The sequence below is a fragment of the Rhodococcus sp. MTM3W5.2 genome (assembly GCF_001984015.1).
In the GTDB taxonomy this organism is placed as follows: domain Bacteria; phylum Actinomycetota; class Actinomycetes; order Mycobacteriales; family Mycobacteriaceae; genus Rhodococcus_G; species Rhodococcus_G oryzae.
Window position 1 is genome coordinate 3,491,115 of sequence record NZ_CP019572.1, and the last position, 22,096, is coordinate 3,513,210.

The following is a 22,096-nucleotide window of genomic DNA, read 5'->3' on the forward strand; positions in this document are numbered from 1 at the left end:
TCGTCCGACTGATCGCCCATGTCGCTGTCTGCACTCACGTGGTAGCTATGGCCTGCTTTCCTGGTTCCGTGTCCCGACGGACTGGGCCGCCCTGATACCTCGCAGTCTATCGCGGGTCGTTCGCGCCGCCCACACGATTACCGCCGGTCAGGGCCAGCCGCGGGCACCTGCGCGCCCTCGGCGTCCCGGATCCACGCCCGCGCCTCGTCGACGACCTCCGCCGCCCGCTCGGGCGCGACCCCGAGCAGCACCAGTGAGACGACGCCGAACGACTCCCCGGAATCGGTGACGCCGCCCTTGTTGACCTGATCGAGCAGGGTCATCGTGACGGCCTCGGTCATCGCGACCAGGAGCCCGGCGGGCAGGTACGACGAGAAGGTCCCCTCGCGCTGGCCCTGCTCGACCATGGCGATCGCCGGCGCCCGCGCCGGTTCCATCAGGTCGAGGATGCGCTGCTCGCCGAGTTCCTTACGCGCGAAGGTCAGCAACATCCGGAACCGGTCGCCGACCGGCCAGGTCAGCAGGGCGAGAACGGCGAGCGCCAGGTCGGGTCGTTCCGGCACCGGAACGTCCGCGCCGAACGACGCGACCAGCTCGGCCGAGGCCTCGTCCGCGATGCCCTCGACGAGCGCCTCCCGGCTGGGGAAATGCGCGTAGACCGTGCGGCGAACCACGCCTGCCGCTCGCGCGACGTCATCCATGCTCGCGTCCGGGTCGGCGGCAAAGGCGCCGATCGCGGCGTCGATGATGCGCATCCGATTGGCCCGTGCCTCGCTGCGTCGACGCCTCACCGGCTCCGCCACCGTCGCATCCACCCTCTCGCCGCCCGATGTGATCTGCGTCAAGCATAGTTGCACAGTGGTGTGCAAGCTATTAACTTGCACATCAATGTGCAGACAGGTCCGGATGCCGGACCGCCGCCGCCGAATGGAGCGCCCAAGATGACGACACTCGCGACCAAGCCGGTCTCCCGGATGGAGCAGCCGTACCGCTGGCGCTGGGCCGCGCTCGGCGTGCTGTGCCTGAGCCTGCTGATCGTGGTGATGGCGAACACCGCGCTCATCGTGGCGGCGCCGGACATGACCAGGGACCTCGGCCTAACCAGCGCGCAACTGCAGTGGGTCATCGACGGCTACACCGTGCCCTACGCGGCGCTGATGCTGCTGGCAGGCGTGATCGGCGACAAGTACAGCCGCCGCGGCGCGCTGCTGACGGGCCTGCTCGTGTTCGGTGGCGGCGCGGTGTTCGGCAGCCTCGCGGACACCACGACCGCGGTGATCGCCGCCCGGATGATCATGGGCGTCGGTGCGGCGATCATCATGCCCGCAACGCTCTCGCTGCTGGTCGCGACGTTCCCCAAGTCCGAGCGCTCCCGCGCGATCGCCGCCTGGGCGGCCACCTCCGGGTTGGCCATCGCGTTCGGGCCGCTGCTGGCGGGCTGGATCCTCGAGAGTCACTCCTGGAACGCGACCTTCCTGATCAACGTCCCCATCGCCGCGGTCGCGGCCGTCGCCGCACTCGTCCTCGTGCCGCCGTCGCGCGCGGAGGGCCTGGGCCGCATCGACTGGATCGGCGGCCTGCTGTCGGTGGTCGCGATCGGGGCGCTCGTCTACGCGATCATCAACGGCTTCCACTTCGGTTGGGGCGCAGGCCCGCTCGTTGGCGCCGCCATCGCGCTGGTCGGGCTCGCGGCGTTCGTCGCCTGGGAGCTGCGGCACCCGCAGCCGCTACTGAACGTGCGCAAGCTCGGCGAGCGCAGCGTCGGCGGCTCGACCCTCGCGGTGCTGCTGCTGTTCCTGTCCGCATTCGGCGCCATCTACTTCATCGCCCAGGAGTTCCAGTTCGTGCTCGGCTACGGCCCGCTCGAGACCGGTGTCCGGTTGCTGCCGCTCGCCGCGGCGGTGACCGCGGGCGCGGTCGTCAGCGGCCGGATCACCCCGCGCATCGGCGTGCGTAGCGCGATCGTGGCAGGCATGGTCCTCGCGGCGGCTGGCGTGCTGCTGCTGACGCGGGTCGACGGCGGCTCGAGCTACCTCGACTTCCTCGTGCCGCTTGTCCTGCTCGGCGTCGGCATCGGCCTGAGCGAGCCGCCCGCCACCGACGCGATCATGGGCAGCTTCCCCGACAACGACCTCGGCGCCGCTGGCGGCCTCAACGACACCGCGATCGAACTCGGCGGATCGCTGGGCATCGCCATCCTCGGTTCCATCCTGGCGGCGAGCTACAAGGACTCGATCGCCGGCTTCATCGACGGCGCGCCGCTCCCCCGGCTCGGCGGGGATCTCGCCGCCCAGGCCGACTACGCGATGGAGGTCTCCCGGGAGTCGGTCGGCGGCGCGGCGCTGGTCGCGCAGGAGCTGGCGGGCAACCCGCTGTCGGCCTCGTACGCGCAACCGCTCCTCGAGGCCGCCTCCACCTCGTTCGCGGACGCGATCGCCAGCGCGAGCCTGGCCGGCGGGCTGGCGCTCGCCGTCGGCGCGGTGCTGGTGGCGGCGATCCTGCCCGGCAGGTCGACCGACCGACCGTAGACGGAGACCGTGCGGCCCCGGACCGATGAGTTTCGCCACGCCCGCGGGTCTACCTCCCACAGGACACAACGGGAGGCGGATCATGCGAGTGATGCAGACGATGGCGAGCGGTTTCGGCCAGCTGGAATCCCCACGCTGGCACGACGGCCGGCTGTGGTTCGCGGACTGGACGGCCGGGGTGATCCACGCGATCGACCCGGACGGCCGGATCGAGGCCGTGGTCGAGCATCGGTCGTTGCCGCTGTGCTTCGACTTCTTGCCCGATGGGACACCGGTGCTCGCCTCCGGCCCCGAGCGGGCGCTGCTGCGCCTGTCGCCGGACCGGGCACTCACGCGCTACGCGGACCTGTCGGCGCTGTCGCCCTACGGCAGCAACGACATCGTCGTCGACGGCAGGGGCAACACCTACGTCAACAACATCAACTTCGACTTCGCCGTCGGGCCGCCCGCGGCCGAGACCGCGCCCGGATTCGTCGCGCTGGTCACCGCGGACGGACGGGCACGCGTGGTCGCCGAGGACCTGGCCTTCCCGAACGGCATGGCGGTCACAGCGAACAACGCCACGCTGATCGTCGCCGAGTCCTACCGGCACCAGCTCACCGCCTTCGATATCGCGACCGACGGTTCGCTGACCAACCGGCGCGTCTGGGCCGACGTCGGCGACCACTCACCCGACGGCATCTGCCTCGACGCCGAGGGCGCGGCCTGGTACGCCGACGTCGGCGACCGGTGCTGCGTGCGCGTCGCGGAGGGCGGTCAGGTCCTCGACCGGGTTCAGCTCGACCGCGGCGCGTTCGCCTGCGCGCTCGGCGGGGCGGACGGCGACACCCTCTTCGTCGTCGCCGCGCAGTGGCCGGGAGCCGAGCGCCTCATGGACCACACGGCATGGGACGGCACCGTGGTCAGCACGCCTGCGCCCGCACAGGGGGCCGGCTGGCCGGGGGCCTAGGTCACGCCGGGCGCGCGGACCACGGGTCGTCGTCGAGCAGGGCCCGCAGGGTCAGGTCCCAGCTGCGGGACCCGCGGGCGAGGAAGTCGTTGTGCCCCTCGCCCGGCACCTCCCAGAACGCCACCGTGTCCCCGGCCGCCTGGGCGGCGTCCCGGTACGCGCGGCTGGCGGCGGCAGGCACCTGGATGTCCTCCGCGCCGTGGATGCAGACCACCGGGACACCGATCGGGACCCGGTGCACGGGTGAGGCGTCGCGGTAGAGCTGCGGCGCGTCCTCGTACCTGGCGCCGAAGAACGCCTGCAGCGCCGCCCCGGCGGTGCGACCGGCCGCGCGCGCGGCCAGGTCCATCGCGCCCGCCTGCGCGACGACCCGCTCGGGGCGAACCGGGGAATCCCGTTGCCCGGCAACCCACAACGCCAGCTGCGCGCCCGCGGAGTGACCGACGATCCGGACGTTGCCGAGGTCGAGCGGGATCGGCGAGAGGGCGGGCAGCACGCCGCCGACGGCGGCCAGCGCGGCCTCGATGTCGGCACTGGTCTGCTCCCAGCCGCCGCCGGCGCCGACCCGGCGGTACTCGACGTTCCACGACGCCACCCCGAGCCGGGCCAGTTCGATGGCGAGGGCGGTCGCCAGGTTCAGGCGGAAGTCGGCGCTCCAATAGCCGCCGTGCACGAGCATCACCACCGGCACCGGCTCGGCGACCCGGGCGGCGGGCAGATACAGGTGTCCGAACTGCTGCGGCTCGGGCCCGTAGTCGACGCGTTGGCGGGGCACGGCGACTACTGGAGGGGCCGCGCGGACCAGCGGTCGGTCAGCACGCCGATCGCGCCGAGCGCCACCGCGGCCGCCGTGGAGGTCCGCAGCACCGTCGGGCCCAGACGCACCGCGACCGCCCCCGCCGCCGTCAGCGCGTCGACCTCCGCGTCGTCCAGGCCGCCCTCGGGCCCGACCACCAGCAGCATCTCGGCCGCCGCGGCCAGCGGCAGCTCCGCGAGCGCCGTCGTGGCCGACTCGTGCAGCACCGCGACCACGGCGCCACCGGCCACCGCGGCCGCCACCCGCTCGACAACCGCTGGCGTGCGCTGCAGGTCGAGAACCTCCGGAATATGTGCTCGCCGTGACTGTTTCGCGGCGGCCGCCGCCACCGCGCGCCATTTCGCGACGCCCTTGTCGGCCTTCGGGCCCTCCCAACGGGCCACGCACCGCGCGGACTGCCAGGGCACGATCGCGTCGATGCCCGCCTCGGTGGCCAGCTCGACCGCCAGCTCGGAGCGCTCCGCCTTCGGCAGCGCCTGCACCAGCGTCACCGCGGGGGCGGCCGCAGGGACGGTTGCGCGGGCGGTGACCTCCAGGTCGAGGCGGTCCTTGCCGACCTCGACGACCACCGCGTCCGCGACGGCACCCCGGCCGTCGGAGAGCACCAGCCGCTCACCGACCCGGATCCTGCGCACCGTGGCGGCGTGCCTGCCCTCCTTGCCGTCGAGCACGGCGACCGCGCCGACCTCGGGCAGCGGGTCCAGATAGAACACCGTCGCGGCCATGTCCGTTCGCCCGCCCGTCAGCGACCGCTGAACGCGTCGCGCAGGCGGGAGAACAGCCCGCCGTTGTGCTGCGAGGCGGTGGTGACGACCTCGGCGTGGTCCTTGTCGCGCAGGTCTTTGAACGCGTTCAGCGCCGCGGTCTGCTTTCCGTCGAGGCGCGCGGGGACCACGACCTCCAGGTGCGCGTGCAGGTCGCCGCGCACCCCGGAACGCAGCTTCGGCATGCCGTGCCCGCGGACCGACTCGACCTTGCCGGGCTGGGTGCCCGCGGGATGGTGATCTCCGTCGGGCCGTCGATGATCGTGTTGACGGTGACGGTGGTGCCGAGCGCCGCGTCGACCATCGGGACGCGGACCGTGCAGTGCAGGTCGTCGCCGTCTCGGACGAACACGTCGTGCTGCTGCTCGATGATCTCGACGTACAGGTCGCCTGCGTGGCCGCCGCCGGGGCCGACCTCGCCCTGCGCGGCCAGCCGGATCCGCATGCCGCCGCTCACGCCGACCGGGACCTTCACCGCGATGTCGCGGCGGGCGCGCACCCGGCCGTCGCCGCCGCACTTGTGGCAGGGGTCGGGGATGGTCTCGCCTGCGCCGCGACAGGTCGGGCACGGACGGGAGGTCATCACCTGGCCGAGGAAGGAACGCTGGACGGACTGCACCTCGCCAGCGCCGCGGCAGGTCTCACAGGTCACGGGCTTGGAGTCGCCGTTGGTGCCTGCGCCGGTGCACGCGTCGCACAGGATCGCGGTGTCCACGGTGATGTGCTTGGTGACGCCGGTGGCGCATTCCTCGAGGGTCAGCTTGGTCCGCAGCAGCGAATCCGCGCCGGGCTGGACGCGGCCGCGCGGTCCGCGGCTGGTCTGGCCGCCGCCGCCGAAGAAGGCCTCGAACACGTCGCCGAGTCCGCCGCCGAAGCCGGCCCCACCGAATCCGGCGCCGCCGCCCCCGCCGCCCTGCGACAGCGGGTCGCCGCCGAGGTCGACGATGCGCCGCTTCTCCGGATCGGAGAGCACCTCGTATGCGGTCGAGATGTCCTTGAACCGGGCCTGTGCCGCCTCGTCGGGGTTGACGTCGGGATGCAGCTCCCTGGCGAGCTTGCGGTACGCCCGCTTGATCTCCTGATCGGTCGCCTTCGTGCTGACGCCCAGAAGTCCGTAGTAATCCCGTGCCACGTTAAGTCTCTCGTCCTCGTTGTCGATCAGTTCCAGCTGTCAGTGAAAGTCCTGCTCGCGGCCGCCCGCGCACGCGCGTCAGCGCTCGGCGAGTACCTCGCCGATATACCTCGCAACGGCGGCGACCGATGCGATTGTTCCCGGGTAGTCCATCCGGGTGGGGCCGAGCACCCCCATGCCGCCGAAGACGTTGCCGCCCGCGCCGTAGCCGGTGGTGATCACCGAGGTCCCGCGGATCTGCTCCATCTGGGTCTCTTCGCCGATCCGGACGGTCACCTTGCCCGCGTCGCCGGTGGCGGCGAGCAGCTTGAGCACGATGACCTGCTCCTCGAGGGCCTCGAGGACGGATCGCAGCGAGCCGGGGAACCCGGTGAAGTCCGCCGCGTTGCGGGTCAGGTTCGCGGTGCCGCCCAGCACCAGCCGCTCCTCGGGGTGCTCGACGAGGGTCTCGATCAGCACCGTCGCGGAGCGGACCACGGCGTCGCGCAGGTGGTCCGGGGCGTCGGCGGCGAGCTCCGAGACGGCGATCGACGCGGCGGCCAGGCGCTTGCCCTCCAGCGCGCCACCCAGCAGGTTCCGCAGCCGGGACAGGTTCTCGTCGTCGATCACGTCGCCCAGTTCGACGATGCGCTGGTCGACGCGACCGGAGTCGGTGATGAGCACCAGCAGCAGCCGGGCCGGGGTCAGCGCGACCACCTCGAGGTGGCGGACCGAGGACGACGAGAGCGTCGGGTACTGCACGACCGCGACCTGCCGGGTCAGCTGGGCCAGCAACCGCACCCCGCGGCGGAGCACGTCGTCCAGGTCGACGCCGGATTCGAGGAACTCCAGGATGGCGCGGCGTTCGGCGGGCGAGAGCGGCTTGACGTCGGCGATCCGGTCCACGAACTGCCGGTAGCCCTTGTCCGTCGGCACCCGGCCGGAGCTGGTGTGCGGCTGGGCGATGTAACCCTCGGCCTCGAGCACGGCCATGTCGTTGCGGACGGTGGCACTGGAGACGCCCAGGTTGTGGCGTTCGACGAGGGCCTTCGAGCCGATCGGTTCCTGGGTGGCGACGTAGTCGGCGACGATCGCGCGCAGCACCTCGAAGCGTCGTTCATCGGTACTCGACATAGCGGCCACCTCCGTCACCCGACTCCCCCGTCCGGAAGTCCGGCGAGACCATTCGTCACGGTCGGCGTGGTTCACACCCCCGCGACCGGCTACCAGTCTAATCGCCCTGCCGGGCTCTTCCCGCGAGGCCTTACTGTGTGGGGTGCGCGAACGGCGCCAGGTGCCGGCCGCGCACCCCCGACAACCGGGACGGGAACACCGATGATTTTCAAGGGCGTGAGGGACGGCAAGCCGTACCCGGACCACGGTCTGTCCATGCGCGACTGGTCCAAGATCCCGCCGCGCCAGGTGCGCCTCGACGAGATCGTGACCACCACCAAGGTCCTGGAGCTCGACCGCCTGCTGTCCGAGGACTCCACCTTCTACGGCGACCTGTTCCCGCACGCGGTGCTCTGGGACGGCGTCATCTACCTCGAGGACGGCCTGCACCGCGCGGTCCGCTCCGCCCTGCGCAACCGGGTCGTCCTGCACGCCCGGGTCTTCGACTACGACGCGATCCGCTGACGCGACCGCAGGCCTAGTCCGCCGATCGCAGCCGGCAGAGCACGCCCGCGTGGTCGCTGAGCCTCCCACCATCGTCGCGGCCGGGCCAAGCTTCCGTGGCGTCACAGACGAGGCCCGATGCGACATGGTCGATCAACGGACCCCCGGCCAGCGGCCACCGCGACCAGAGCATCGTCTTGTGCCGGTATGGCGGCGACTCGTAGCCCCAGTCCGCGCCCGCATCGATCACGTGTCCGCCCGGCGGCAACAGATCGCGACTGCCCTCGGTCACCACCAGCACGTCAGCAGCCACTTCACGCAGGCGAGCAGCCACCGACCGGATCCCCGGTGGCGGCAAGCGCCAGGCGTGACGCCCGGGCGTTGGTCGCGTCAGATCATCAGGGCGGCGAAACCGACACAGGCGACGGTGAACAAAGCCACGAGCGCGCACAGGACAACAGACCCGGTCACGATCAATGCGGGCGCGCAGGCCGAGACCCCGGAGCCGAGCGCGATGGCCGGCGACGATCGGAGCCGGGAGGTCGACGGTTCGGCGGGGACGAGGGCCCGGTCGGTTGCTGGGTGGTTCATGTGATCTCCTGTCCCGGCCTACAGGCCGACGGTCTTTTCGAGGGCGCAGAGTTCGTCGTCGAGGCGACCGAGCAGGGGCTGAAGTAGCGGCACCGCTCGCCGGCAGCCGGTCAGCCCGAACGCGATCTCGTCATCGGTACTGGTGCAGGTGATGTTGAGAGCCTGTCCGTCTACCGGGATCGACAGCGGATACAGCGCGGTCAGACGGGCCCCGTTCCAGTACAGAGGCTCAGCAGGCCCGGGAACGTTGGAGATCATCACGTTCGGCGGACGGATCAGCCCACCCATTCCGAACATGCCCAGTGCGAGCGGCGCGGCCCCGAGCGCACTCATCGCCAGAGCCTGCGCCGAGCTCATTGCCCGCAGCGCCTGTTTGCCTTCGCGCATGGAGGCCGCCACGGTCGTGAGCCGCTTCGCCGGGTCGGGGAGGTCGGTGGCGAGATTACACATCAGCACCCCGATCTCGTTGCCTGCCTTGCTCTCCCGCTGCTCGCCACGCAGCGAGACCGGCACCATCGCGATCAGCGGGTCGGCGGGCAGCGCGTCGACGGCGCCCAGGTAGCCGCGCAGCGCCCCTGAGCACATCGCGAGCACCACGTCATTGATGGTCGCCTCGGCACGCTTGGCGACCAGCCGTAGCCGTTCGATCGGCCAGGAGCGCACCGCAAACCGTCGGGCCCCACCGATCGGCACGTTGAGCATCGACCCGGGCGCAGCGAGCGAGAGCGATCCGCCACGCCCATGCAAGGCCCGGTCGACGGTGCCTACGAGCGCGGGCACGAGGCCTCCCAGCTCACCGAGCGCGCCGCGAGCGACACGCAGCGCGGTGGCAGGCACGCCAAGCGGTCCCGGACCGCCCGCCGGCCGGTCCGAGACGTGTCGCAGCGCGCTGCGCTCGCGCACCAGCGGCTCCCATGGCGCGGGCATCTCCCGCCGTGCCGGGTCCGCGCTGAGGCCGCGGCGCAGCAACTTCATCGCCGAGACGCCGTCCGCGAGGGCGTGGTGGATCTTCGTGTACACCGCGAAGCGGCCGTCGGCGAGGCCCTCGATGAGGTGCATCTCCCACAGCGGCCTGCTTCGGTCCAGCAACACGGCGTGGAGGCGGGAGACCAGCTCGAGCAATTCGGTGATCCCGCCGGGGCGCGGCAGGGCATCGTGGCGCACGTGGTGGCCGAGGTCGACCTCGACATCCGACTCCCAGCCCCACTGCCCCAGCGAGGTCACCGACCGACGGGCACGTTTACGCAACAGCGGCGCGACATCGCCCCGACCGAATGACGAGTCGAGCAGTGCCCGCACATCGCGCGCATCGCCGCCATCCGGCGGAGCGAACAGTGCGAGCCCCCGACATGCATCGGATGGTCACGAGACTCGCCGAGCAGGAACATCGAATCGGTCGGCGCCATCGGCAGCAGCAAGGTTCGGCCTTTCCATGTGCCCGCACCCGGACGACACGCGGTTCGTGGAGCCGAGGGGCGTGTCCTGGATTTTGTCCAGCGGCAACGATGGGGCCAACGCTAGATGCAGCAGCGGCTGAAGACTGTCCCCGAAGCGCGGGGGATGTCCCGATTGCGCAGGGACTTCGAGCGAGCAGGGGTTTTCGGGCCGGGCTACGTCGTGGTGAGGGTCTTCGACGGCGGCTGCCCGTACCGCTTTCGGTATTCGAGAGCGAAACGGCCGAGGTGCTGGAATCCCCAGCGATAGGCCACATCGGTGACCGCGACGTCGGACGGGTCTGCCTGGATCAGGTCCTCATGGGCCCGCTCGAGCCGGACATCGCGAAGATAGGTCAGTGGCGAGACCCCGACGTACCGCTGGAATCCGTCCTGCAGGGTGCGCACGCTGACGCCCACCAGCATCGCCAGCCCGCTGACGGTCCACGGCTCCTCGGGATGCGCGTGGATCGCATCGATGGCCCGACTGATGGTGCGCGGGCGGGCAGCGTGTGCGGGCGAGTCGAGGAGCTCACGGCTGTCGTGAGCCGCCGTGAGCAGCAAACCGGTGGTCACGGCATCCACCAGCCGGCTCGAAACCAGCTCGTTGTAGAGCAGGCTGCTGTCGTCGTCGAGTTCGGTGGCGAGGGTTCGGACCAGCGCCAACCAGCTTGCGCCCGACTTGCTGGACAGATCGAACACGGGGTCGAAGGTCACCGGTTTACCGACCGGCCGGCCGAGTAGGGCGCGAAGCTCGGACTCGAGGTAGGCACGGTCGAACTTGATGCCGTACACCACGCAGTCCGCGCTCCATCGCCTGATCCTGGTGGAGCGATGCGGGAGGTAGATGGACGCACGCCCGCGGGTGACCACATCGGACTCTCCGCCTGCTTCCGACTCGATGCCGCCCGACATCGGAATGTTCACGTGGTAGGCACTTTCCAGCTCGCCGAGGTCGATGCTCACGTCCACTCCGTACGACAACCGCCCCACGGACACAGGACCGAGCTGCACAGTGCGTAGCGACATGTCGAGGTCGGAATCCGTGGTGAGCTGGGCCAGCCGGTGGGGGTAGTAATTCCGACCAACGGCCGCGCGCGCTTCGTCGAGGGTTCGGGCATGAAATGCCAACACCCGGCGCGTCGGTTCGGGCGCACCCGCTGCAGGCGATTTATCGTGCATCTTTCGCCTCCACACCCAGGCTACCCGCCGCAGACCCGGCCACCTGCCCACTTGTGCCGCTGACCCAAAAGGCACGTGGTTGTTGGCCGAATCAGCCAAGCGCCACGGCTCCGATCACGCCGATACTCGACGCCAACCCCCACCGAGGAGTGCGCGATGAGTATCGACCAGCTGGTGCCGACAATCGTCCGAGCGCCCATGACCATTCACTGCCCGGCGACCGGCGAGGTGGTCGGCTCGGTCCCCGACACCGAGCCCGACTCCGTCGCCGAGGTGGTCGACGAACTCCGCGCACAGCAGCCCGCATGGGAGGCCCTCGGACCCAAGGGCCGAGCCAAGTGGCTCTTCGCCCTACGGGACTGGTTGCTGGACAACGAGATCCACCTGGAGGATGTGCTCCAGTCCGAGACCGGTAAGCCGCGGACCGAGGCCGGGCTCGAGGTGCCGGTGATCGCCGAGATCATCAACTTCTACGCCGCCCGCGGGCCGCGCGACCTCGCCGACGTGAAGCTGCCGAACTCAGGTGCGTTCAGCCTCACCAAGTCGCAGCGCAAGACATACCGCCCGCATCCGGCGGTCGGGGTGATCACGCCGTGGAACTTCCCGCTGCTGATGCCCGCCATGGACGTGATCCCCGCGCTGCTCGCCGGCGCCGCCGTCATCCTCAAGCCGTCCGAGGTGACCCCGCTGTCCGCGCTCGAACTGGCGCGCGGATGGCGCGAGATCGGCGCGCCGCCGGTACTGGCCTGCGTCACCGGCCGCGGGGACACCGGCGCGGCCGTCGTCGACGCCGTCGACATGGTGCAGTTCACCGGCTCCACGGCCACCGGGCGCAAGATCGCCGCCCGGGCGGGCCAGCGCCTGATCCCCTGCAGCGTCGAACTCGGCGGCAAGGACGCCTCGATCGTGCTTGCCGACGCCGACCTCGAGCGGGCAGCCAATGGGATCGCCTGGGGCGGGCTGATGAACTCCGGCCAGGCCTGCATCTCGGTCGAACGGGTCTACGTCGAGGAGGCCGTGCACGACGAATTCGTCGCGCTGCTCACTGCGAAGGTCCGGTCGTTGCGCCAGGGCGCCGACGACGACTCCCACTCCGCGGACGTCGGCGCGCTGGCCAACGCGAACCAGGTCGAGATCGTGCGCCGTCACGTCGACGACGCGATCGCTCGCGGTGCCACCGCGCTGACCGGCGGCGCCCCGACCGGGGTGGGGACCTTCTTCGATCCGACCGTGCTGGTCGACGTGGACCACACCATGGCCTGCATGACCGAGGAAACCTTCGGTCCCACCATCCCCGTGATGAGGGTGGCCGACGCGGACGAGGCCGTCCGGCTCGCCAACGACTCGGTCTACGGACTGTCCGCGACCGTCTGGACCGGCAGCCGCTCCCGCGGGGACGCCATCGCTCGACGCCTCGAGGCCGGTGCGGTGAACGTCAACGACATGTTCAGCAACCTCTTCTGCTTCGGCCTGCCGCACGGCGGGTGGAAGAGCTCCGGGATCGGCGCGCGCTTCGGCGGCGCGTCGGGCCTGCACAAGTACTGCCGGGTGCAGGCCGTCACCGCGCCGCGGTTCCGCACCCTGACCAACGAACCGCTCTGGTACCCGTACACGCCCTCGCGGGGGCGGGTCGCGGCCCGGCTGCTGCGGGCGATCGTCGCCCGCGACGTTCGCCGCCGATTCTCCGGAACCGGTCGGTGACCCTCGGCGACCAGACCGGATCTCGCCTCCGGCGCACGCCGATCGAGGCCAAGTGCGCGACGGAAATCGAGCGGCCGTACGGGTAGCGGCTCCGCCACCCGCAGTCCGTGCCAATTGCGTTTAACGGTTGACCTGCGACGATGCCGATTTCCGAATTCGACTGCCGGCCGGGCTTACTCGCCCTACCCTGACCGATCGGGGGGTCGTCCGATGTGGGCCACCCAGCCAGCACACTTCGAACGAAGGAATTTCATGTCACGATCTCTGGCGCGCCGTGGCGCGTCTGTTCTTGTCGCCGCGGCTCTGCTCGGTGGCGGCCTGGCACTCGGTGGGGTACGGCAGCGGCCGCGGAAGCCCCCGACAGCGGCAGCCTGATTGGCCCCGACTCCGGGCCGCTCCTGACGTGGCCGGCAGTCGCAGTGCTTCTCATCGGGACGGGGACCGGCTCCATCGGCGACGATTCCCCCTGGCTCGACTGCTACACACTCGACGGCCCGGGGAACCGATGCCCCAAATCCACGGAACAATTCTTCGGATTGTTGCTGGGAGGCGGGTCCTGAGCTGACCGTCGGTTCGTAGGCGCACCCAGACGGCCGCAATCCCGCCCGCCCAGGATTCCCGGGCGGGCGGAGTTGTGTACCGAGGGTTCAGCTCAGGATGTCGCGGATGACGCCGTCGGCCAGCAACCGGCCGCGGTCGGTGAGCACCAGGCGGTCACCTGCGCGCGAGAGCAGCCCGTCCGCGACGGCCTGCTCGGCGGCCACGAGCTCGCTCGCTCGCAGGTCGGACTCCGGCAGCCCGGACCGCAGCCGCAGCGTCAGCATCACCCGCTCCATGTGCCGGTCCTCGGCGGTGAGCTGCTCGCTGTCCGCGACGGGCAGCTCACCCGCCGTCAGCCGGTCGGCATAGCGGGCCGGGTGCTTGACGTTCCACCAGCGCACCCCGCCGACGTGGCCGTGCGCGCCGGGACCAGCGCCCCACCAGTCACCGCCGTCCCAGTACCCCAGGTTGTGCCGGCACTCGGCGCCCTCCTTCGCCCAGTTCGACACCTCGTACCAGCTCAGCCCGGCGTCGGCGAGGCGCGCGTCGATCCGCTCGTACCGGGCGGCGAGGACGTCGTCGTCGGGCGCGGGCAGGTCCCCGCGCCGCACCTTCCTTGCCAGCGCGGTGCCGTCCTCCACGATCAGCGCGTACGCCGAGACGTGGTCGACGCCCGCGGCCAGCACCGCATCCAGGGACGCGTCGAGGTCCTCGTCGCGCTCGCCGGGCGTGCCGTAGATCAGGTCCAGGTTCACGTGCTCGAACCCCGCCGCGCGCGCCTCCACGGCGGCCGCCACCGGGCGCCCCGGGGTGTGGGTGCGGTCGAGGATCCGCAGCACGTGCTGCGCCGCGGACTGCATGCCCAGCGAGATGCGGGTGAACCCGGCCTCGCGGAGGCGGTCGAAGAACTCCGGCGAGGTGGACTCGGGGTTCGATTCCGTGGTCACCTCGGCGCCCGCGGCCAGGCCGAAGCTCGAGCGGACCGCGCCCAGCACGTCGGCCAGGCCGTCGCCGCCGAGCAGCGACGGCGTGCCGCCGCCGACGAACACCGTCTCCGCCGCGGGCACCGCACCCTCGGCGCCGAGCATGGCGGCGGCCGCGTCCAGTTCGCGACGCAGCCCCTCGAGCCAGGACTGCGGCGACGCGGAGGTGCCCAGCTCCCCCGCCGTGTACGTGTTGAAATCGCAGTACCCGCAGCGCGTCGCGCAGAACGGGACGTGGATGTAGATGCCGAACGGACGCGACCCCACTCCGGCCAGGGCATGGTCCGGCAGCGCAAACGCAGCAGCCACCGGCTCGGTCATCGATCCACTCACCCCATCAGTGTCCCATTACCAGAGGACGTGACGAGCGCCACACATCGCCCTGCCTGCGCATTTCCCCCGTGTCGGGGGGAAATAGCCATGGGGTGTCGGAATCGGCGAGGTGATCTGGCACAATTGGCCGGGTGACCGGACTTGGGATTGCGCTCGTGGCTCGACGCCACGTCGATCTCAAGCGTGTCTGTAGCTGTCTGCCCTTGCCTGCGTAGACGCCATTCGCCAGCCCCCTCTCAGTCCCGGCCGGTCTCGGATGTGCCTGCGGGGACAGCCCTCCCCGTCGGCGTTGCCATCACAGACCGGCGCACCGAAGAAGATTCTGGAGCGCCTCCGATGTCGCAAAGTGTCGACACTCCTCCTCCCGCCCGCGCGCCGCGGCCGGCCAAGCGCCGTGCCGAGGGCCAGTGGGCCCTCGGCTACCGCGAGCCGCTGAACGCCAACGAGCAGGCCAAGAAGGACGACAACCCGCTCAACGTCCGCGCCCGCATCGAGAACATCTACTCGAAGCAGGGATTCGACAGCATCGACAAGTCCGACCTGCGTGGCCGGATGCGCTGGTGGGGCCTCTACACCCAGCGCGAGCAGGGCTACGACGGCACCTTCACCGGTGACGAGAACATCGACCTGCTCGAGGCCAAGTACTTCATGATGCGGGTGCGCTGCGACGCAGGCGCCCTCAACGTCGAGCAGCTGCGCACCATCGCGGGCATCTCCACCGAGTTCGGCCGCGACACCGCCGACCTCTCCGACCGCGAGAACGTCCAGTACCACTGGATCGAGGTCGAGAACGTCCCCGAGATCTGGAAGCGGCTCGAGTCCGTCGGCCTCAAGACCACCGAGGCGTGCGGCGACTGCCCGCGCGTCGTCCTCGGGTCCCCGCTGGCGGGCGAGTCCCTCGACGAGGTGCTCGACCCGACCCCGGCGATCGACGAGATCGTCCGCCGCTACATCGGCAAGCCCGAGTACTCGAACCTGCCGCGCAAGTTCAAGACCGCGATCTCCGGCCAGCAGGACGTGGTGCACGAGATCAACGACGTCGCCTTCATCGGCGTCAACCATCCCGAGCACGGCCCCGGCCTCGACCTGTGGGTCGGCGGCGGGCTCTCGACGAACCCGATGCTGGCGCAGCGCGTCGGCGTCTGGGTGCCGCTCGACGAGGTGCCGGACGTGTGGGAGGCCGTGGTCTCGATCTTCCGCGACTACGGCTACCGCCGGCTGCGGTCCAAGGCGCGGCTGAAGTTCCTCATCAAGGACTGGGGCATCGAGAAGTTCCGGGAGGTGCTCGAGACCGAGTACCTCAAGCGGAAGCTGATCGACGGCCCCGCGCCCGAGCAGCCCAAGCGGCCGATCGACCACGTCGGCGTCCAGAAGACCCGCAACGGCCTCAACGCCGTCGGCTTCGCGCCGATCGCGGGCCGGGTCTCCGGCACCATCCTCGCGAAGGTCGCCGACGCCGCCGAGAAGGCAGGCAGCGACAAGATCCGCTTCACGCCGTACCAGAAGCTGATCATCCTCGACGTCGCCGACGACAAGCTCGATCAGCTGATCGCCGACCTCGACGAGCTGGGCCTGCCCGCCCGCCCGTCGCACTGGCGGCAGAACCTGATGGCCTGCTCCGGCATCGAGTTCTGCAAGCTGTCGTTCGCCGAGACCCGCAAGCGCTCGCAGGTGCTGGTGCCCGAGCTCGAGCAGCGCCTCGCGGACATCAATGCGCAGCTCGACGTGCCGATCACCATCAACATCAACGGCTGCCCCAACTCCTGCGCCCGCTCGCAGGTCGCGGACATCGGCTTCAAGGGCATGCTCATCGACGACGGCGAGGGGAATCAGGTGGAGGGCTTCCAGGTTCACCTGGGAGGCAGCCTCGGATTCGACGTGGCCTTCGGCCGCAAGCTGCGCCAGCACAAGGTCGCCAGCACCGAGATGGGCGACTACATCGACCGGGTGGTCCGGCAGTTCGTCAAGCACCGCAATGCGGGCGAACGCTTCGCCGAATGGGCCGTCCGAGCAGACGAGGGGGATCTCCGTTGAGCGAAGCGAAGAGCATCGACACCGTGACCGAAGCGAAATTGGATCTGGCCACCGCGACCGCGGACGACCTGCGCGCGCTCGCCGAGCAGGCGGCGGCGAGCCTCGAGGGCGCGTCCGCGCAGGAACTGCTGCAGTGGACCGAGGACACGTTCGGGACCGACTTCATCGTCGCGTCGAACATGCAGGACGGCGTCCTGGTGCACCTGGCCGCCCAGGTGCACCCCGGCGTCGACGTGCTGTTCCTCGAGACCGGCTACCACTTCGCGGAGACCATCGGCACCCGCGACGCCGTCGAGGCGGTGTACGGGGTGAACGTCATCAACGTCCAGGCCGAGGCCAGCGTCGCCGAGCAGGACGCGGCCGAGGGCAAGGACCTGTTCGCCCGCGACCCCGGCCGGTGCTGCGCACTGCGCAAGGTCGCGCCGCTGAAGAAGTCGCTCGCCGGCTACAAGGCCTGGGTGACCGGCATCCGCCGGGTCGAGTCCCCCACCCGTGCCAACGCCCCGCTGATCTCGTTCGACGACGCGTTCGGGCTCGTGAAGATCAACCCGATCGCCGCGTGGTCTGACGACGACATGCAGGCCTACATCGACAAGCACTCGATCCTGGTGAATCCGCTTGTCGACGAAGGCTATCCATCAATCGGGTGCGCGCCGTGCACCGCCAAGCCAGCCCCCGGCTCCGATCCGCGCAGCGGACGGTGGGCCGGTAACGCCAAGACAGAATGCGGGTTGCACGCCTCATGACTGCTGAACTGACCGACATCCGACCGCAACTCGACGGCACCGACTTCGACACGCTCGCTGCCCTCGAGTCCGAGGCCATCCACATCTTCCGTGAGGTGGCAGGCGAGTTCGAGCGCCCGGTGATCCTGTTCTCCGGCGGCAAGGACTCCACGGTGCTGCTGCACCTGGCCATCAAGGCCTTCTGGCCCGCGCCGCTGCCCTTCGCGCTGCTGCACGTGGACACCGGGCACAACCTGCAGGAGGTGCTGGACTTCCGCGACCACGTGGTCGAGAAGTACAACCTGCGCCTGCACGTGGCCAAGGTCGAGGACTATCTCGCCGACGGCCGGCTCACCGAGCGTCCCGACGGCATCCGCAACCCGCTGCAGACGGTGCCGCTGCTGGACGCCATCGCCGAGAACCGCTTCGACGCGGTGTTCGGCGGCGCCCGCCGCGACGAGGAGCGGGCCCGCGCCAAGGAGCGGATCTTCTCGCTGCGCAACGCGTTCGGCCAGTGGGACCCGAAGAAGCAGCGACCCGAGCTGTGGAACCTGTACAACGGCAAGCACTCCCCCGGCGAGCAGGTCCGCGTGTTCCCGCTGAGCAACTTCACCGAGCTCGACATCTGGCGGTACATCGCCCGCGACAACGTGGAGTTGGCCAGCATCTACTACGCCCACCAGCGCGAGGTGTACCAGCGCGACGGCATGTGGATGACCTCCGGCGTCTGGGGCGGACCGCGGGAAGGTGAGGAGGTGCAGAACCTCTCGGTGCGCTACCGCACCGTCGGCGACGGCTCCACCACCGGCGCCGTGCTCTCCGAGGCGGCCGACAACGAGGCCATCCTCGCCGAGGTCGCGGCGTCCCGATTGACCGAGCGCGGTGCCACCCGTGGCGACGACCGAGTTTCCGAAGCGGCCATGGAAGACCGCAAGCGAGAGGGCTACTTCTGATGAGCGACCTGTTGAGGCTCGCCACCGCGGGCAGCGTCGACGACGGCAAGTCCACCCTGGTGGGCCGGCTGCTGTACGACACGAAATCCGTTCTCGCCGACCAGATCGACGCCGTCACCCGCGCGTCGGTGGACCGTGGGCTCGACACCCCGGACCTGTCGCTGCTGGTCGACGGCCTGCGTGCGGAGCGTGAGCAGGGCATCACCATCGACGTGGCGTACCGCTACTTCGCGACGCCCAACCGCACCTTCGTGCTCGCGGACACCCCCGGCCACGTCCAGTACACCCGCAACACCGTCTCCGGCGCGTCCACCGCGCAGCTGGTCATCCTGCTGGTCGACGCGCGCAAGGGCGTCATCTCGCAGACCCGCAAGCACGCCGCCGTGCTCGCGCTGCTCGGCGTGCCGAAGCTGGTCCTCGCGGTCAACAAGATCGACCTGGTCGAGAACCCGGCCCAGGTGTTCGCGGACATCTCCGAGGAGTTCAACGCGCTCACCACCTCGCTGGGGTGGGCGTCCGAGGACGTCGTGGAGATCCCGGTCTCCGCGCTGCACGGCGACAACGTGGCCGTCCGTTCCGAGAACACCCCGTACTACAACGGCCCCACCCTGATCGAGCACCTCGAGTCGATCCCGGTGGACGCCGAGCCGCACCGGGTGGGCCTGCGCTTCCCGGTCCAGTACGTGATCCGGCCGCGCACCGCCGACTTCCTCGACTACCGCGGTTACGCCGGTCAGGTCGCCGCGGGTTCGGTCCGCCCGGGCGACGAGGTGGTGATCCTGCCGTCCGGCACCCGCACCACCGTCGAGCGCGTCGACACCGCCGACGGTGAGCTCGACGTCGCGAACGCGGGGCGCAGCGTCACGCTGATCCTGGCCGACGACGTCGACGTCTCGCGCGGCGACACCATCGCCTCCGTCGAGGACGCGCCCGCGCCGATCGGCGAGTTCGAGGCGACGGTCTGCTGGCTCGCAGAGAAGCCGCTGCGGCCCGGCGCCCGCCTGCTGCTCAAGCACGGCACCCGCACCACGCAGGCCATCGTCGGCGGCATCGTGGAGCGGTTCGACGAGCAGGACCTCACCACCGCGCAGAGCCCGGACACCCTCGAGCTCAACGAGATCGGCAAGATCTCGGTGCGCGTCGCGGAGCCGATCGTGGCGGACGACTACACCGTCAATCGGCACACCGGCAGCTTCCTGCTCATCGACCCGGCGGGTGGCAACACCCTCGCGGCCGGCCTGGTCGGCGACGCGATCGCCGCCATCGAGCTCGCCCGCGTCTAGCGTCGTGTCCGACATCCAGGTCGGGGCGCACGCGTCCCCGATGCCCGTCCCGGCGCCGCTGATCGCGGTGGCCCACGGCAGCCGCGACCCCCGCTCCGCGCGGGCGGTCGCGGCCGCGGTGGACGGCATCCGGGCCTCGCGCCCCGACCTGGACGTCCGCCTCTGCTTCCTGGACCTGTCCGCGCCGTCGGTGGACCAGGCGATCGATGCGGTTGCCGCCGAAGGGCATTCGTCCGCCGTCGTGGTGCCGCTGCTGCTGGGCAGCGCGTTCCATGCGCGGGTGGACCTGCCCGCGCTGCTCGCGGCGGGCCGTCGCAGGCACCCCGGGCTCGACCTGGTCCAGGCCGAGGTTCTCGGCGACGACCACCGGTTGGTCTCCGCCGTGCGCGACCGCATCACCCAGACGGGCACCGCTCTCTGCGATCCCGAGGTCGGGGTCGTGCTGGCCGCGGTCGGCTCGTCGTCGGAGACCGCCAACGAACTCACCACCCGCATCGGCCCGCGGCTGCTGGCGGGCACCGCGTGGGCAGGCGTCGAGGTCTGCTTCGCGACCACCGGACCCGGTCTGCCGCAGGCGGTCTCGGCGCTGCGGGCCCGCGGCGCGCGGTCCATCGTCGTCGCCCCGTGGTTCCTCGCGCCCGGCCTGCTCACCGACCGGATCGGCCGGTCCGCCGAGGACTGCGCCCCGGAATCGCTGCATGCCGACGTGATCGGCGCCCACCCCCTGCTCGCGGAGGTCGCGCTCGACCGATACGCCGCGGGCGTCGAGCGGCTCACCGCCGCCCGGGTCGAACTCTCCGCCTAGCCCGCCCGCTCGACCTCGTCGAGCCTGCGCCGCAGGTGCTCCCGTTCCGAATCGGTGCCGACCGTCTCCAGCGCCATCCGATAGGCCGCCGCGGCCTCGGGGAACCTGCCGAGCCGCTGCAGCAGGTCCGCGCGGGCGACCGCGTACGGGTGATAGCCCCGCAGCCGCGCCTCCCCCGCCAACCCGTCGAGCAGGGTCAGGCCCGCCTCCGGTCCGTCCCGCATCGCCACGGCCACCGCCCGGTTCAGCGCGACCACCGGCGACGGCGCGAGCGCGAGCAGCACGTCGTAGAGCGCCACCACCTGTGGCCAGTCCGTCGACGCGACGTCCGCGGCCTCGTCGTGCAGGGCCGCGATCGCCGCCTGCACCCCGTAGACGCCGGGCGGGCCGCCGGTCAGCGCGACGACCACCAGCGCGCCGCCCTCCTCGATGGCCGCGCGGTCCCAGTGGCTGCGGTCCTGGTCGTCGAGCAGGACCAGCTCGCCGCCCGGCCCGGTCCGCGCGTCGCGGCGGGCATGGATCAGCAGCATCAGCGCCAGCAACCCGGCGACCTCGCGCTCGGCGGGCAGCAGCCGCCGCAGGATCCGGGCGAGCCGGATCGCCTCCTCCGCGAGGTCGAGGCGCTGCAGGTCGGGACCCGAGCTGGCCGCGTAGCCCTCGGTGAAGATCGAGTAGATCACCCCGAGCACCCCCGGCAATCGGTCCGGCAGTTCGTCGGCGCCCGGCACCCGGAACGGGATCCGGGCCTGCCGGATCTTCTTCTTGGCCCGCACGATTCGCTGCGCCATCGTCGCGGTGGGGACGAGGAACGCCCTGGCCACCTCCGGCGTCGTCAGGCCTGCCAGGCAGCGCAGGGTCAGCGCGGCCCTGTCCTCGTCCGCGAGTGCCGGATGGGTGCAAGTGAAGAACAGCTGCAGCCGGTCGTCGGGCAGGTCGGCGAGCGCGTCGGCGGGCGGGGCCGGGTCCGCCCGGTCGGACTCGACCTGCAGCACGGCGAGCCGGGCCGCGTAGGCCTGGTCCCGCCGCAGCCGGTCGACCGCCCGCCGCCGCGCCGTCGTCATCAGCCAGGCGCCGGGCCGGGCAGGAACGCCGTCCACCGGCCAGTGCACCAGCGCGGCCTCGATGGCCTCCGAGGTGACCTCCTCGGCCAGGTCGAGGTCGCCGAACCGGCGGACGAGCGAGGCCAGCAGCCTGCCGCGTTCCTCCCGGAACACGGACTCCACGGACGACCCGGCCGCGGCCCGCTCGTCCATCGCGGTCACTCGCCGAAGTCGGCGATCGGCCGCACCACGACCGATCCGCCGCCGCGGGCACCGGGGCAGCGGGCCGCCCAGTCCAGCGCGACGTCGAGGTTCGGCACGTCGATCACATAGAAGCCACCCAGGACCTCGCGGCTCTCCGCGAACGGTCCGTCGGTGACCGTGCGCTGCCCGTCGGGCCCGACCCGGACCGCGGTCGCGGTGGTCAGGTCCGCAAGCGATTCCCCGGACACGAAGATGCCCGCCTCGCTGACCTGCTTGTCGTAGACCATCCAGTCCTCGGGGTGCACCCGTTTGCGACGGGATCGGTGGAGGCCGCGTTGATCAGCATCATGTACTTCATGGTTCGACTCCTGTCGTTTCATCGTGCGGCGAGGTGCCGTACTCAATGACGACGAACGGAACCCGGTCGAATCGACACGTCCAGGAAAATAGTAGGCGGCTTCGCCGCCTGTGAGTCCTTTTGGTCCCTGTGCGGGCCAAAAGGA

The 22,096-nt window shown here is 70.8% G+C and carries 20 protein-coding genes and 3 pseudogenes; 10 read left to right on the top strand and 13 right to left on the bottom strand.

Annotation, left to right across the window (positions count from 1 at the left end):
- Window positions 1-137: 137 nt before the first annotated feature.
- On the bottom strand, window positions 138-803 hold the full coding sequence (locus tag BTZ20_RS15965) for a TetR/AcrR family transcriptional regulator (protein ID WP_411269075.1): 666 nt from the start codon (window positions 801-803) through the stop codon (window positions 138-140).
- A 138-nt stretch (window positions 804-941) separates the two neighbouring features.
- Between BTZ20_RS15965 and BTZ20_RS15970 the strand changes: the two genes are divergently transcribed.
- Both BTZ20_RS15970 and BTZ20_RS15975 read left to right on the top strand, forming a co-directional pair.
- On the top strand, window positions 942-2,528 hold the full coding sequence (locus BTZ20_RS15970; protein ID WP_077042046.1) for an MFS transporter: 1,587 nt from the start codon (window positions 942-944) through the stop codon (window positions 2,526-2,528).
- Window positions 2,529-2,610: 82 nt separating this feature from the next.
- Window positions 2,611-3,477: an SMP-30/gluconolactonase/LRE family protein gene (locus tag BTZ20_RS15975; protein WP_077043758.1), complete on the top strand. Its 867-nt coding sequence runs from the start codon at window positions 2,611-2,613 to the stop codon at window positions 3,475-3,477.
- 1 nt (window position 3,478) lies between these two features.
- On the opposite strand, the gene BTZ20_RS15980 is transcribed toward BTZ20_RS15975, so the two are convergent.
- From BTZ20_RS15980 to hrcA, 5 genes and pseudogenes are all read right to left on the bottom strand, one after another.
- Complete coding sequence (locus BTZ20_RS15980) at window positions 3,479-4,252, bottom strand: alpha/beta hydrolase family protein (RefSeq protein WP_077042047.1); 774 nt, start codon at window positions 4,250-4,252, stop codon at window positions 3,479-3,481.
- A 5-nt stretch (window positions 4,253-4,257) separates the two neighbouring features.
- On the bottom strand, window positions 4,258-5,019 hold the full coding sequence (locus tag BTZ20_RS15985; RefSeq protein ID WP_077042048.1) for a 16S rRNA (uracil(1498)-N(3))-methyltransferase: 762 nt from the start codon (window positions 5,017-5,019) through the stop codon (window positions 4,258-4,260).
- Window positions 5,020-5,036: 17 nt separating this feature from the next.
- Window positions 5,037-5,189 carry a hypothetical protein gene (locus BTZ20_RS29865; RefSeq protein WP_411269174.1) on the bottom strand — a complete coding sequence of 51 codons (153 nt, stop codon included), beginning with the start codon at window positions 5,187-5,189 and terminating at the stop codon, window positions 5,037-5,039.
- Between the two features lie 51 nt (window positions 5,190-5,240).
- Window positions 5,241-6,190 (bottom strand): annotated as a pseudogene (gene dnaJ / locus BTZ20_RS15990) (molecular chaperone DnaJ); the annotation flags it as partial.
- Between the two features lie 78 nt (window positions 6,191-6,268).
- Window positions 6,269-7,303: a heat-inducible transcriptional repressor HrcA gene (gene hrcA / locus BTZ20_RS15995; protein ID WP_077042049.1), complete on the bottom strand. Its 1,035-nt coding sequence runs from the start codon at window positions 7,301-7,303 to the stop codon at window positions 6,269-6,271.
- 201 nt (window positions 7,304-7,504) lie between these two features.
- Between hrcA and BTZ20_RS16000 the strand changes: the two genes are divergently transcribed.
- Entirely contained in the window at window positions 7,505-7,807 is a 303-nt protein-coding gene (locus BTZ20_RS16000; protein WP_077042050.1) for a type II toxin-antitoxin system VapB family antitoxin, read from the top strand.
- A gap of 13 nt (window positions 7,808-7,820) precedes the next feature.
- Here BTZ20_RS16000 and BTZ20_RS16005 read toward each other — a convergent pair whose 3' ends face one another.
- The 4 genes and pseudogenes from BTZ20_RS16005 to BTZ20_RS16020 form a co-directional block, all read right to left on the bottom strand.
- Window positions 7,821-8,099 carry a hypothetical protein gene (locus tag BTZ20_RS16005; RefSeq protein WP_145982308.1) on the bottom strand — a complete coding sequence of 93 codons (279 nt, stop codon included), beginning with the start codon at window positions 8,097-8,099 and terminating at the stop codon, window positions 7,821-7,823.
- Window positions 8,100-8,176: 77 nt separating this feature from the next.
- The gene (locus BTZ20_RS16010) at window positions 8,177-8,377 is read right to left on the bottom strand and encodes a hypothetical protein (RefSeq protein ID WP_077042052.1); all 201 of its coding nucleotides are present in this window, start codon (window positions 8,375-8,377) and stop codon (window positions 8,177-8,179) included.
- Window positions 8,378-8,395: 18 nt separating this feature from the next.
- Window positions 8,396-9,795: pseudogene (locus BTZ20_RS16015) on the bottom strand (WS/DGAT/MGAT family O-acyltransferase).
- A 192-nt stretch (window positions 9,796-9,987) separates the two neighbouring features.
- Window positions 9,988-10,992 (bottom strand): AraC family transcriptional regulator, encoded by a 1,005-nt coding sequence (locus tag BTZ20_RS16020; RefSeq protein WP_083742700.1) that lies wholly within the window; start codon window positions 10,990-10,992, stop codon window positions 9,988-9,990.
- A gap of 156 nt (window positions 10,993-11,148) precedes the next feature.
- On the opposite strand from BTZ20_RS16020, the gene BTZ20_RS16025 reads away from it, so the two are divergent.
- Window positions 11,149-12,693 carry an aldehyde dehydrogenase family protein gene (locus BTZ20_RS16025; protein ID WP_223263362.1) on the top strand — a complete coding sequence of 515 codons (1,545 nt, stop codon included), beginning with the start codon at window positions 11,149-11,151 and terminating at the stop codon, window positions 12,691-12,693.
- A gap of 647 nt (window positions 12,694-13,340) precedes the next feature.
- Here the strand turns inward: BTZ20_RS16025 and hemW are convergent.
- Window positions 13,341-14,537, bottom strand: a complete 1,197-nt coding sequence (gene hemW / locus BTZ20_RS16030) for a radical SAM family heme chaperone HemW (RefSeq protein ID WP_077042055.1) — start codon at window positions 14,535-14,537, stop codon at window positions 13,341-13,343.
- 143 nt (window positions 14,538-14,680) lie between these two features.
- Between hemW and BTZ20_RS29870 the strand changes: the two genes are divergently transcribed.
- The 6 genes from BTZ20_RS29870 to BTZ20_RS16055 all read left to right on the top strand — a co-directional run bounded on the left by BTZ20_RS29870 (window position 14,681) and on the right by BTZ20_RS16055 (window position 20,349).
- Window positions 14,681-14,764, top strand: a complete 84-nt coding sequence (locus BTZ20_RS29870; protein ID WP_354581628.1) for an Ms4527A family Cys-rich leader peptide — start codon at window positions 14,681-14,683, stop codon at window positions 14,762-14,764.
- Window positions 14,765-14,885: 121 nt separating this feature from the next.
- Window positions 14,886-16,583 carry a nitrite/sulfite reductase gene (locus tag BTZ20_RS16035; protein WP_027499952.1) on the top strand — a complete coding sequence of 566 codons (1,698 nt, stop codon included), beginning with the start codon at window positions 14,886-14,888 and terminating at the stop codon, window positions 16,581-16,583.
- 38 nt (window positions 16,584-16,621) lie between these two features.
- Window positions 16,622-17,329 (top strand): phosphoadenylyl-sulfate reductase, encoded by a 708-nt coding sequence (locus tag BTZ20_RS16040; RefSeq protein WP_077043759.1) that lies wholly within the window; start codon window positions 16,622-16,624, stop codon window positions 17,327-17,329.
- Window positions 17,326-18,261, top strand: a complete 936-nt coding sequence (gene cysD / locus BTZ20_RS16045) for a sulfate adenylyltransferase subunit CysD (RefSeq protein ID WP_077042056.1) — start codon at window positions 17,326-17,328, stop codon at window positions 18,259-18,261. Before BTZ20_RS16040 ends, cysD begins: the two co-directional genes overlap by 4 nt.
- Window positions 18,261-19,544 carry a sulfate adenylyltransferase subunit 1 gene (locus tag BTZ20_RS16050; RefSeq protein WP_077042057.1) on the top strand — a complete coding sequence of 428 codons (1,284 nt, stop codon included), beginning with the start codon at window positions 18,261-18,263 and terminating at the stop codon, window positions 19,542-19,544. Before cysD ends, BTZ20_RS16050 begins: the two co-directional genes overlap by 1 nt.
- Window positions 19,545-19,584: 40 nt before the next feature.
- Window positions 19,585-20,349 (top strand): sirohydrochlorin chelatase, encoded by a 765-nt coding sequence (locus BTZ20_RS16055; protein ID WP_077043760.1) that lies wholly within the window; start codon window positions 19,585-19,587, stop codon window positions 20,347-20,349.
- On the opposite strand, the gene BTZ20_RS16060 is transcribed toward BTZ20_RS16055, so the two are convergent.
- Both BTZ20_RS16060 and BTZ20_RS16065 read right to left on the bottom strand, forming a co-directional pair.
- Complete coding sequence (locus BTZ20_RS16060) at window positions 20,346-21,602, bottom strand: RNA polymerase sigma factor (protein WP_077043761.1); 1,257 nt, start codon at window positions 21,600-21,602, stop codon at window positions 20,346-20,348. The two genes, BTZ20_RS16055 and BTZ20_RS16060, sit on opposite strands and share 4 nt — an antisense overlap.
- A 5-nt stretch (window positions 21,603-21,607) precedes the next feature.
- Window positions 21,608-21,951 (bottom strand): annotated as a pseudogene (locus BTZ20_RS16065) (YciI family protein).
- Window positions 21,952-22,096: the final 145 nt, after the last annotated feature.